The 11,904-nt window shown below is 76.7% G+C and carries 9 protein-coding genes; 5 read left to right on the top strand and 4 right to left on the bottom strand.

Annotated features, from left to right (window positions below):
- Nucleotides 1–22: 22 nt before the first annotated feature.
- The gene (locus VSR01_RS35200; protein ID WP_326453029.1) at nt 23–571 is read right to left on the bottom strand and encodes a carboxymuconolactone decarboxylase family protein; all 549 of its coding nucleotides are present in this window, start codon (nt 569–571) and stop codon (nt 23–25) included.
- A 191-nt stretch (nt 572–762) separates the two neighbouring features.
- Complete coding sequence (locus VSR01_RS35195; RefSeq protein WP_326453028.1) at nt 763–1,836, bottom strand: helix-turn-helix domain-containing protein; 1,074 nt, start codon at nt 1,834–1,836, stop codon at nt 763–765.
- 182 nt (nt 1,837–2,018) lie between these two features.
- Here VSR01_RS35195 and VSR01_RS35190 point away from each other — a divergent pair, with 182 nt between their 5' ends.
- Nucleotides 2,019–2,372, top strand: a complete 354-nt coding sequence (locus VSR01_RS35190) for a hypothetical protein (RefSeq protein WP_326453027.1) — start codon at nt 2,019–2,021, stop codon at nt 2,370–2,372.
- Complete coding sequence (locus VSR01_RS35185; RefSeq protein ID WP_326453026.1) at nt 2,327–6,241, top strand: S8 family serine peptidase; 3,915 nt, start codon at nt 2,327–2,329, stop codon at nt 6,239–6,241. The genes VSR01_RS35190 and VSR01_RS35185 overlap by 46 nt, the downstream gene beginning before the upstream one ends.
- A 183-nt stretch (nt 6,242–6,424) precedes the next feature.
- On the opposite strand, the gene VSR01_RS35180 is transcribed toward VSR01_RS35185, so the two are convergent.
- The gene (locus VSR01_RS35180; protein ID WP_326453025.1) at nt 6,425–6,721 is read right to left on the bottom strand and encodes a dsRBD fold-containing protein; all 297 of its coding nucleotides are present in this window, start codon (nt 6,719–6,721) and stop codon (nt 6,425–6,427) included.
- Between the two features lie 202 nt (nt 6,722–6,923).
- Between VSR01_RS35180 and VSR01_RS35175 the strand changes: the two genes are divergently transcribed.
- The 3 genes from VSR01_RS35175 (at nt 6,924) to VSR01_RS35165 (ending at nt 10,334) form a co-directional block, all read left to right on the top strand.
- The gene (locus tag VSR01_RS35175) at nt 6,924–7,658 is read left to right on the top strand and encodes a UdgX family uracil-DNA binding protein (protein WP_326453024.1); all 735 of its coding nucleotides are present in this window, start codon (nt 6,924–6,926) and stop codon (nt 7,656–7,658) included.
- Nucleotides 7,659–7,790: 132 nt separating this feature from the next.
- Complete coding sequence (locus VSR01_RS35170) at nt 7,791–9,260, top strand: aminotransferase class I/II-fold pyridoxal phosphate-dependent enzyme (protein ID WP_326453023.1); 1,470 nt, start codon at nt 7,791–7,793, stop codon at nt 9,258–9,260.
- Nucleotides 9,261–9,455: 195 nt separating this feature from the next.
- Entirely contained in the window at nt 9,456–10,334 is an 879-nt protein-coding gene (locus VSR01_RS35165; RefSeq protein WP_326453022.1) for a sigma-70 family RNA polymerase sigma factor, read from the top strand.
- 119 nt (nt 10,335–10,453) lie between these two features.
- Here the strand turns inward: VSR01_RS35165 and VSR01_RS35160 are convergent, their stop codons facing one another.
- Complete coding sequence (locus VSR01_RS35160) at nt 10,454–11,758, bottom strand: zinc-dependent alcohol dehydrogenase (RefSeq protein WP_326453021.1); 1,305 nt, start codon at nt 11,756–11,758, stop codon at nt 10,454–10,456.
- Nucleotides 11,759–11,904: the final 146 nt, after the last annotated feature.

Genomic DNA, 11,904 nt, shown 5'->3' with positions numbered 1-11,904 from the left:
GCCGGGAGGTTCGCGGCGGCGGTCAGCCGTCCAGGCCGGGCGCGGCCGGGACGTCGAGGTCGGTGCGGGCGTAGTGGTTGAAGTAGTTGGTGTACAGGTTCACCGCCACGTGCGCGAAGACCTCGGCCAGCTCGGTGTCCGTCCAGCCCTCGGCCAGCGCCTTGTCCCAGGCGGCGTCCGACGCGTCGCCGACCTCGCCGGCCACCTCGCGGGCGACCTGCACCAGGGCGTCGAGCTTGGAGTCGCCGCCGGAGTCGCCGCGGCGGATGGCGACCGTCTCCTCCTCGGTGAAGCCCGCGGCCTTCGCCGACATGGTGTGCGCGGACTGGCAGTAGGAGCAGTCGTCGACCGCGCCGACGGCCAGCGCGATCGCCTCGCGGGCACGGGCGTCGAAGGTGCCGTGCTCGGCGATGGCGCCCTGGATCGCGGCGTAGGTGTGCAGGACCACGGGCGAATGGGCCATCTCACCATGGATGTTGAGCACCCTGCCGAAGCGCTTCTCCAGGGCCCGCAGGGTGTCCCCACTGGCTGCGGGCGCGCTGTCGACGGTGTGGACGGGAATCCGCGGCATGGGAATGCCTCTCCTCGTAGGTGTGGGTGTTCCTCGCCCTCCGTAGTGTGCCGAAGTCGCGCACCCGGCGGGCCCGGACGCGGGTCCCCGGGCGGGATTGGGCAATTCAGCGATACCGCCGGCCGCGGCGGGGACGTCGAGGAGGCGGCGCGGGGCGGCCGAGCGGCGCGCGGTCGCCGAGCGGCGCGCGGTCAGACCCAGCCGCGGCGGGCGGCGGCCAGCGCGGCCTGGAAGCGGGTGGTGGCGCCGAGCGCGGCCATCAGGCGCTGGATGCGGCGCTGCGTGGTGCGCGGACTCCAGCCCTGGGTACGGGCGATGGCCGCGTCGGTCAGGCCCGAGGTGAGGAGGGTCAGCAGCACACGCGTCTCCTCGTCCGGCGGTCCCCCGGCCGCCGGACCCGCCACCGGGGCCGGTGCGGACGCGGAGGCAGGCGCGGGGGCCCCGACAGGCGCGGCGGCAGGGGCCGGAGTGCGGGTGGGAGCAGGGGCCGTGGCGGGGACCGCAGCCGCGCCCAGCTCCACCGCCCGGTCCCACTCCGCCTCGAACAGCGCCGCGAGCGCGACCAGCATCGGCGAGGGGCCGACCAGGTACGCCGCGGAGTGGCCGCCCGCGGCCAGGCTGAACGGGATGAGCGCCGCCTCGTCGTCGCGGATCACCAGTTTCAGCGGCAACTCGCCGCGCACCCGTGCCTGTTCGCCGGCCCGCACGCTCGGCAGGATGTCCTGCGCCAGCCGCCCCGGCCAGGCCACCGCGTCGCGCGAGTAGATCACCCGGTGCACCACGCCGGTGCGCTGACGCCGTATCTGGTGCTCGAAGTTGCTGCCGGGCCGGTCCACGTACGGCGGCAGGTCGAAGGCGCGCACCTGGTGGCGGGCGCTGTTCAGGAGCCGGTGCGCGGCCTCGCTGATGTCCTCCCGGTGGGTGAGCAGCTCCACCGCGATGGCCGGGTCGTGGATGCGTCCGGCCTCGCGGTGCGCCTCGGCCAGGCGCTGCACCAGCGTGCGCGCCGCGTCGAGCCGTCGCTGCCGCTCCTGGATCAGCGCGGTGACCGCGACGTCGGGCGGGGCGGCGGTGAAGCGCGGCGGACGGCTCCCGGCGCGGGTGGCGAGGTCCTTGGCGACGAGGGCGGCGAGCACCTTGGCGGTCGCCGCGGTGCTGGCGCCGACGACGCCGGCCAACTCCGAGGCGCGGCTGCGCGGCCGGCCCACCAGCGCGGTGTAGACGCGTTCTGTTTCCGCGCCAAGTCCCAGGATGTCAAGGTCCATTGCATCTCCGCGCTCGCGTGGCCGATGGTCGCCACCTGGCACAACCCGGCCAGTATGAACATCTTGCACATGATCGCCTCCCCTTGGCATCTTCCAGCCCACAGGGCGTGGTCCCGGCGCCGGAGCAGACCCGGGACCGCGCTCCCCCTGCGCGTCCGCATTCCTCCGCCGGAAGGTGTCCCATGCACCGGTCCCCTCTGCCGGGCGGCCCGCCCGGCCGCGCCCGCACCGTCCTGGTGGCGGTGGCCGCGGCCGTCGCCACCGCCGTGGCCGCTCCGACAACGGTGTCAGCGGCGACGCCGGCCCACCCCGCGGGCCCGTCCGCCCCCGCCCCGGGCGGCACCGGCACGGCCGCCACCGCGGCGGACACGTCCGCCGTGCCCGGCTCCTCGGCCGGCGCCGCCCGGTCGCCGCTGCCCGCCCCCGCCCTCACCGCGCTCGGCGAGGACGCCGGCCCAAGGCGCCCGCGGCGCCGCGGCGCCAGGGCGTCGTGCCGGGGCAGGTCCTGGTCACCCTGGACGCCTCGACGTCGGTGACCGGCGCGGCGACGCCCGGCACCCGCGTGGCCGCGCGCCGCCCCGTCACGAGCGACGCCGCGCTCAACTCCCGCCTGGCGTCCGCCGGGGCGCTGTCGCTGCGCCCGCTGCTGCCCGGCGTCTCCACCGCCTCGGCCGAGGCGCTGACCGGCGCGGCTGCCGACCAGCTCGGGGCGGACGCCGCCGACCTCGCGCACACCTACGTGCTCCAGACCTCGCAGCGCGACTCGGCGGCCGTGGCGCGGGCGCTGCGCGGCAGCCCCGGCGTGGCGGCGGCCGAGCCCGACCGCTATGTGACCACCATGAACAGCGGTGCGCAGCCGCTGCCGTCCTCCGCGCCCAAGCCGTCGGCGCACGCCCCGCAGGCCGGCGCCGCGCCGTCCGCCGCCCCCGCGGGGCCGCCGGCCTCGGCGCCCCGGGCGACGCCCGCGGGCTCCGCCTCGGTCCCCGGCAACGCCGCCCTCGCCGACTCCGCGCAGTCCTTCCTCAACGCCGGCGGCGTCGACGCGGTCGGCGCGTACGCGCTGCTGGGCGACCGCTTCGGCCAGCGGCCGGGCGCGGGCGAGACCGTCACCAACGTCTCGATCGGCGACCTCACCGACCAGTCCATGGCGGACGCGGGCGACGCGTACGTGGCCGGCAACGGCCCGACGACGATCCTCAAGGACGGCAGGCGCTACCTCGACCTGCCGTCGATGCCGCTGATCCCGACCTACGTCGCCACCGACGCCGGCGGCCTCGACGCGTCCGCCTCGACCGAGGACCAGGACCCGACGTTGGACGAGGTCCTGCTGGACTTCAGCGTCATGTCGCCGCTCCCGCACGACGAGCAGCGGCCCGGCGCCACCGGCAGCGGCTACACCGACCTGCTGGGCATCGCGCCGGGCGCGGACTACCGGCTGGTGGTCCCCGAACAGCCGACCACCGACCGCATCGCCGGCGCGCTGCTGGCCGCCGCGCACCAGTCGCCGAAGCCCGACGTGATCACCGCGAGCCTCGGCTTCGGCACCGACGCGCAGGGCCTGCCGGGCCGCTACCTGGAGGACGACCCGGTGATCCGCTCGGTCGTCGCGACCATCGTGCGGCGCGACGGCATCGTGGTGTCGATCTCCTCCAACGACGGCACCCGCCTGTACACCCCGACGGCGGTCGGCCCGGACGGCGGCAGCACCCCGACCGACACCGCGCCGAACGCGGCCGCGGCGACCTCCGTCGACGACGACGCGCTGTCCACCACGCCCACGAAGGTGCCCGACACCGGCGCCATCGCGGCCGGCGGCAGCACCCTGGACGACACCCTGGCGCAGGGCCCCGGCGGCCCGGCGACCACGGCCGAGACGCGGATCAGCGGCTTCGGCACCTTCTCCTCCGGCTTCGGCAGCCGGGTGGACCTGTCCGCGCCGAGCGACAACATCCTCGCCCTCTCGCACGCCGCGGGCGGCTCCGCGCAGGACGTCGCGGTGTCCCTGAACGGCGGCACCTCCGCCTCCGCGCCGGAGATCGCCGCGGCGGCGGCCGTGGTGCTGCAGTCCGCCCGCCTCGGCGGGCGCCACCTGGACCCGCGGCAGGTCCGCGACGTGCTGGAGCGCACCGGGCGGGCGGTGCCCACGCCGCCGCAGATCGACCGGGAGCTGCACGTCGGCCCGCAGATCGACGTGACCGCCGCCGCGCAGGAGGCGCTCGGCGGCAGGGCGCCGTCCCGGCCGGCGCTGGTCCGGCTGTCCGTCGCGCACCGGGTGACCTCCGGCAGCCTCGGCGGCACCTTCCTGGAGACCACCGACCAGGACCGGATCGACCTCGGCGACATGGCCGCGGGCGGTGACGGCGAGGGCCTGGTGGGTCCGGTGACCTTCGCCGGCGACGTGACCGGCCTGGGCGGCGCGCCGGCCTCGTACACGCTCACCGTGGGGCGCACCGTGTTCCGCTCCGACACGCCCGCGATCCGGGTGACCCCGGCCCAACTGCTGGCCGCCGCGGGGCTCCCGGTGGTGTCCGCCGCGGACCGGCGGCTCACCGTGTCCTACGCCGTGCTGCGCGGCGGCCGGACGGTGGCGAGCGCGCAGCGCACCCTGACCGTCGGCCCGAGCGACGGGCGGTACGCGGAGGCCGCCGCGCCGAGCGTGCCGGCCGTGGTGCCGCAGGGGCACTCGGTCACCGTGTCGTACGACCTGACCGGGGTGGCCTCGACGTCGAGCCCGCAGCTGGTCGTGTCCACCGTGGGCCACTGGAACCCCGACCTGGCGCCGCTGTTCACCGCGGCCTGGCACCAGGAGCTGACCGCGCCGCGCGGCACGGTCACCGTCCCGGCGTCCGCCTTCGACGACGGCGGCGGCCTGTACGGCGTCGGCATCGCGCAGTCCGGCTTCGGCGGCAATCCGCTGCGCGTGGTGTACGGCGAGTTCGCGCCGCTGCGGGTGGCCGGCGGCGACGCGGCGGCGCGGCCGGCCGCGCCGCTGCTCACCGGCGCCGAGGGAGGCAGCGCCCACACCGCCGAGGTCACCCGCGCCGAACCGCGGTTCACCCTGCGCTACGACGTGCGGTCGGTACCGGGGGCGCGCGGCGCGGAGGTGGAGTTCTCCGCCCCCGCCCCGACGAACTTCGGCTCGTACAACACCTTCAGCAACGCCAACGGCACGGTGCTGGACGACGACGGCGTGGACACTCCGTCGACCGCGCACCGGGTGCTGTCCGGCACGTCCGGCGCGGTGCGGCTGGACCCGGCCGCGCTGGGCCTGGGCAGCTCCACCGCCTACGGGGTGCGGGTGCTGGCGCTTGACCGGTCCGGGCACGTGACCGGGCAGGCGTCGGCGCTGTCCTCGCTGTCCTTCGACGACGGCCTGGCGCCCGCCGGCTCCACCGTGAGCAGCTTCGCGGCGGCCGGCGACGGTTCGGTGGCCGCGCTCGCCACGGCCGACGGCGGCGCCGAGGTCCGGCACTACTCCACCAGGACCGGCCGGTACGGCGCGGTGATCACCTCGGACGGGCCCGGTTCGGGCTACGAGGTGCTCGGTGTGTCGGCGGGGCGCGTCCTGCTGGTGCACACCCCGGCGGCCGGCGCGGACCCGCGGGTGGAGACATGGGACACCGCGAAGGACGCGTTGGTCGGCTCGGCGGCGCTGCCCGCCGCGCAGGGCTCTTTCGTCACCGGCCGGGTGGACGCGGTGCACGGCCGCGGCGCGCTGCTGCTGCACGGCGCGACCGCCGATCTGGTGCTGCCGGTGGACCTGGCGACCGGCTCCGCGGGCGCGCCGATCACCGCCGACCCGCCGAACGTGCCGGCCGGCTCGTACGGCCTGCTGGCCTTCGACGCCTCCTCGGGCGCGGTGTTCCTGACCAAGGCGGCCGGGCCGTACAACTGCCTGGGCGGCGCCACGGTCGCGCGCGTCGACCTGGTCGCCCGCACGACCGCCGCCGACGGCTCGACCTCGGCGTGCAGCCACGGCATCGCCACGGACGACGCGGGCACGCTCTACAACGCCTTCGCCACCCAGATCAGCGTGAACCTCGTGCCCACGACCACGCTGTCCGCCCTGGACGACACCACCGGCGCACCGGTCGGCGACCCCTTCGCGGTCCGGCTCGCCAAGCCGCAGGCCCTCGCCGTGGACGGACCGCACAAGGTCGCGCTCCTCTCCTACGCGACGCCCGAGGGGACCGTCTACTTCGGCTCCGGCATGTACGTGCCCGACAACAACTCCACCGGGCGTCTCGTCGTGGTCGACCTCGCCACGGGCACGGTCCTGCGCTCCCTCCCGGGCGTCGGGGCCACCGCCGGCGGCCCCGCACCGGCCCTCCAGCTCGACCCGGCCACCCGCACGGGCTGGACCTTCGGGCCGTACGGCGAGCAGATCCAGCAGTTCTCCTACTGATCGACCGTCGGGGTCGCGGCCCCGACGGTCCCGATCTGCTGAACGGGCGACGCCATCCCGTCCGTTCGGCGCCCGCCGGCGGCGGGGACGCCCTCATCGGGCCGCCCCCGCCGCCGGCGCCGTTGCCTTCCCGGAGGGCCGCCGCCTTCCCCCGAAGGACCCGGCGCCGTCGCGACTCCCGCGTCAGCCGAGCGGCCAGGCGCGGTCCATGGACCGCTCGTTCTGCTCGGCGTCGGCCGACGCCCGCCCGAGGAGCTGCCGCCCGAGGTCGAGCAGGGCGCGCCCGGCGGCGTACTCGTCGCCCACCTCCGGGGCCGGCGGATCGTGCCGACTGCGCTGGGCGGTGGAGCGGCAGCGCAGCGTGCGCCCGCCGGTGTCGAGCACCGCCTCCACCGTGGTGTCGTCGTCGTTCTCCTCCACGATGTCCATGCGCAGGGTCCAGGTCTTGGTGCGCGCCTGCGGCGCGGTTCGCTGCTGCATCACGGGCCGTCCGTTCCTGAAGCTCGCTCCGGGCACGGCCGCGCGGCGGACCCGTGCGCCGCGCCCGCTGACGTACCAGCCCCTGCCCGCTCACAGGTCGGGCAAACCGGACATCCGGCGGGGCCTGCCCGAGCCGACTGGGACGGGTCAGGGCGGGCACCCGCTCAGCACGGAGTGTCCGGAGCGCGGGAGGTGGCCGGTGGTGGATGACGGGGACAAGGACGGCGGGGACGGCGGGAACGGCCGGGGCTACGACGCGACGCCCTATCTGCCGGAGCGCGGCGGGCTGCCGGCCCACCGGGCGACGGCGCGGGACTGCCGGGGGTGCCCGCTGTACCGGGACGCGACGCAGACGGTGTTCGGCGAGGGGACCGCGTCGGCGCGGCTCATGATGGTGGGCGAGCAGCCCGGGGACAAGGAGGATCTCGACGGCGAGCCGTTCGTCGGCCCTGCCGGGCGGCTGCTGCGCAAGGCGCTGGACGAGGCGGGACTCGCCGACGAGAAGCCCTATGTGACGAACGCGGTCAAGCACTTCAAGTACACCCCGGTGCGGCGCGCCTCGGGCGCGAAGCAGCGCATCCACAAGCCGCCGACGCTCCGGGAGATGTCCGCCTGTCGGCCCTGGCTGGCGGCGGAGCTGCGGCTGGTCGGGCCGGAGGCGGTGGTGGCGCTCGGCGCGACCGCGGGTCGCGCGCTGCTCGGGCCGTCGTTCCGGGTCGGCCCGGTACGCGGCACGGTCCTGCCGCTGCCCGCGCCCGACGCCCTGGGCGCGCCCGCCCCGGGCGACGCGGCGGCGGGCGAGGGGCCGGGCGCCCCGCGGGCCTGGCCGGTTCCCACCGTGCACCCCTCGTCCGTGCTGCGGGCGGACGACCGCGAGGCCGCGTACGACGCGTTCGTGGCGGATCTGCGGGTGGCGGCCGGACTGCTGCGGGACTGAACGCCCGGCCGCCGCCACCGCCCGACGGGGACCGGCCACGGCGCCGGCCGCGCGCACCGCACCGGCCGCCGGTCGCCTGCCGCCGCGCCGCCTGCGGCGTTTCCCCCGCGCGCGGCCGGGCAGCCGTCCGGCATGGACCACTCGCAGGCACCCGTTCTCGACGCCCTGGCGGCGTACCACGCCGACGGACAGCTGCCCTTCACCCCGCCCGGCCACAAGCAGGGCCGCGGGGCCGACCCGCGGGTGCGCGCCGTGCTGGGCGACGCGGTGTTCGCCTCGGACGTGCTCGCGGTCGCCGGGCTGGACGACCGGACCTCCTCCGGCCACGTGCTGGAGCACGCCCAGGAGCTGATGGCCGACGCGGTCGGCGCGGACCACACCTTCTTCTCCACCTGCGGCAGCTCGCTGTCGGTCAAGGCGGCCATGCTGTCGGTGGCCGGCCCGCACGAGAAGCTGCTGGTGGGCCGGGACGCCCACAAGTCGGTGATCTCCGGGCTGATCCTGGCCGGCATCCGCCCGATGTGGGTCGATCCGCAGTGGGACGCCCGCCGGCACCTCGCGCACCCCCCGTCCCCCGCCGCCTACGCCCGGATGCTGGACGAGCACCCCGACGCGCGCGGCGCCCTGGTCACCAGCCCGACCCCGTACGGGACGTGCGCCGACCTCGCCGCGATCGCCGAGGTGTGCCACGACCACGGCGTGCCGCTGATCGTGGACGAGGCGTGGGGCGCGCACCTGCCGTTCCACCCCGACCTGCCGGCCTGGGCGATGAACGCGGGCGCCGACGTGTGCGTGACGTCCGTGCACAAGATGGGCTCGGGCCTGGAGCAGGGCTCGGTGTTCCACCTGCGCGGTGATCGCGTCGGCCCGGACACCCTGCAGTCGCGCGCCGACCTGCTCGGCACCACCAGCCCGTCCGTCCTGATCTACGCCGGACTCGACGGCTGGCGCCGGCAGATGGCCGAGGAGGGCCGCCGGCTGCTCGACGGCGCGCTGGCGCTGTCCCGGCGGGTGCGCGGACAGCTCGCCGCGATCGACGGCCTGCACGTCAACGACCGGGACGACTTCTGCGGCCCGGGCCTGGGCCACGACATGGACCCCTTGCAGGTCTTCGTCGAGCTCGACGGCCTGAAGATCAGCGGCTACGCGGCCGCCGACTGGCTGCGCGCCCACCACCGCGTCAATCTGCACGTCGCCGACCACCGCCGGGCCAGCGCCCAGCTGACCTACGCCGACGACGCCGGCTCGGCCGACCGGCTGGTGGAGGCCTTCGCCGACCTCGCCGCGCACGCCGAGGAGCTGCGCCCCACGGCCGAGGTGGACCTGCCCGACCCGGCCGAGCTGCGGCTGGAGCAGGTCATGCTGCCGCGCGACGCCTTCTTCGGCCGGATCGAGCAGGTGCCGGTGGAACAGGCCGAAGGCCGGCTGGCCGCCGAGGTGCTCACGCCGTACCCGCCCGGCATCGCGGCCGCGCTCCCCGGCGAGCGACTGAACGCCGCGGTGCTTGACTACCTGCGCAGCGGTGTGAAGGCCGGCATGGTCGTCCCCGATGCCGCGGACCCCGAGGCGGCGTCGATCCGGGTGGTCGCCGACGAGCCGTGATCCGCCGGACGGCGGACGGTTCGTCGCGGACGTACCGCCGTTCGGGCGGTGTCCCGTTTGCCGGGGCGGGGTCCGGGGAGGCATCGGTCGTGCTTCGGCCCGGAAGGCACGCCCCCGGACGCGGGCGCGCGCCGGGCCCCGGGCCCGGCGGCCCGTCCGGCCTCGCGCCCGACGCCCCGAGGACACGACTGCGCCATGCCGCCGCGCGTACGGCCCAAGCACTCGCACGACGACGCCCCGGACACCCAGGAGGCGTTCCGGCGACTGGCGGCGCTGCCCCCGGGGCCGCGCCGTGACGCGCTGAGCCAGGACCTGGTCACCCAGTGGCTGCCGATGGCGCACCGGCTGGCGGCGCGCTACCGCGACCGCGGCGAGGTGTGGGACGACCTGCGCCAGGTGGCCGCGCTCGGGCTGGTCAAGGCGGTCGACCGGTACGACCCCGAGCGCGGCGCGGCCTTCGCGACGTACGCCGTCCCCACCATCGAGGGCGAGCTGAAACGGCACTTCAGGGACTGCTCCTGGCTCGTGCACGTGCCGCGACGGGTCCAGGAGGCCAGGGCGCGGGTGCGCGCCGCGCTGCCTGAGATGCTCCGGGCGTCGGACACGCAGTGGCCGGAGCCCGCCGCGGTCGCCGCGTACACCGGGCTGACCGAGCGCGAGGCCGCGGCGGGTCTGGAGGCCCTGGACAGCTTCAGCCCGCTGTCCCTGGACGCTCCGCTGCGTTCGCAGAACGGCGCGGTCCGCTCGCGGATCGGCGTGCTGGCCGACACCCTCGGCGCGCCCGACGCGCGGCTCGGGCTGGTCGTGGACCGCGAGTCGGTGCGGCCGTCGCTGCGCGGCCTGACCGAGCGCGAGCGCACCGTGCTGTACCTGCGGTTCGTCGAGGACCGCACGCAGAGCGCCATCGCCGCGCACCTGGGCGTGTCGCAGGTGCACGTCTCGCGGCTGATCCAGGGGGTGTGCCGGCGCATCCGTGAGGAGGCGCTCGGCGCGCCCGCCCCGGCCGAGCGATCAGGTCCCGCCCGCCCCGGCCGAGCGGTGAGCGCGCCGGCGGGCGGGACGGGCGGGACCTGACGGGCGAAGGCCAGGGTGCGCGAAGGCCCGGGTGCGCGAACGCCCGGGTGCGCGAACGCCCGGCTGCGCGAACGCCCGGGTGCGCGAAGGCCGGATGAGGCCGAGGCCGGCGCGGCTTCTCAGGCGCCGGGCGCGGCGCCCCTCGCGGCCGTTCCCGCCGTGGTGGCCGCGCCGACTCCCGCGAACGCGCCGGAGCCGGGCGGCATCGCGCCCTCGCCGCCGAGGCCCAGCGCGACCTTGGTCCAACCGCTCTCGCGGCGGTCGAAGGACTCGTAGGCGCTGATCGCGTCCTGCGCCGCCGACCACCGGGTGATCAGCGGTGTCGGGTCGAGCGCGCCGGTGGCCACCAGCGAGACGAGCTCCGGCAGGTAGTGCCGGTGGTGGCAGTTGCCGCTCTTCAGCGTGAGGTTCTTCATGAAGGCCTCACCGAAGGGGTACGTCTCCACCTGCGGCGGATAGACGCCGACCGTGCCGATCGTGCCGGCCTTGGCGACCGCCTGGACCGCCCAGCGCGCGGCCTGGCTGGGCGCGTCGCCCGGGACCCAGGTGTCGCCGCGCGGGTCGCGCTCCGGCGCCGCCAGGTCCCGTTCGCGGTCGAAGCCGGCCGCCTCCTTCGGGCCCGGCGCCGCGGGGCCGCGCGCGGGGCGCTGCGCGTCCACGCCGACGGCGTCGATCACCCGGTCCACGCCGATCCCCCCGGTCAGCTCGCGGATGGCCTCGACCGGGTCCTCGGCGTTGAAGTCGACGGTCTCCGCGTGCTGGCGGCGGGCGAGGTCGAGACGGTCGGGCACCCCGTCCACGAGCACGATCCGGCCCGCGCCCTGGAGGCGCGCACAGGCCACCGCGGCCTGGCCGACCGGTCCGCCGCCGAGGATCGCGACGGTGTCCCCGGTGGCGACCTCGGCGAGCTTCGCGCCGAACCACGCCGTGGGGTAGATGTCGGAGAGCAGCACCGCCTGCCCGTCGTCGACGGAGTCCGGCAGGGGCACCAGACCGGCGTGCGCGTACGGCACGCGGGCGTACTCCGCCTGGAGCCCGTCGAGCCCGCCGGCCGCCTCGGGGCCGCCGAAGAACACCGTGCCGGCCAGCGGGCCGCCGGGGTTCGCGTTGTCGCACTGCGCGTGGTAGCCGGCCCGGCAGTACGAGCAGACGCCGCAGGCCACCGTGGAGGGCACCACCACCCGATCGCCCGGGCGCAGGTCGCGCACCCCGGGGCCAACCTCCTCGACCACCCCCACCGCCTCGTGGCCGAGCACCCGGCCCTCCTTCATCCCGGGCATGGTGCCGCGGACGAAGTGCAGGTCGGTGCCGCAGATCGCGGAGGTGGTGATCCGCACGACCGCGTCGTACGGGTCCCGGATCCCGGGGTCGGGCACCTCGTCGAGGCGGATGTCGCCGATCGCGTGCCAGACGACTGCTTTCATGACGCTCCCTTTCCTGTGGTGTGTGTCGCGTTCGGTCGGGGGTCTCCGGCCGGTCCGGCCCGCGGGTCGGGCCGGCGGGTCGGGCCGGCGGGTCGGGCCGGCGGATCGGGCCGGCGGATCGGGCAGGCGGCCCGGGGACTGCCGCG

Origin of the sequence: Actinacidiphila sp. DG2A-62 (genome assembly GCF_035825295.1) — a bacterium.
Taxonomy (GTDB): domain Bacteria; phylum Actinomycetota; class Actinomycetes; order Streptomycetales; family Streptomycetaceae; genus Actinacidiphila.
This window is presented reverse-complemented; position numbering and strand designations above follow the sequence as displayed.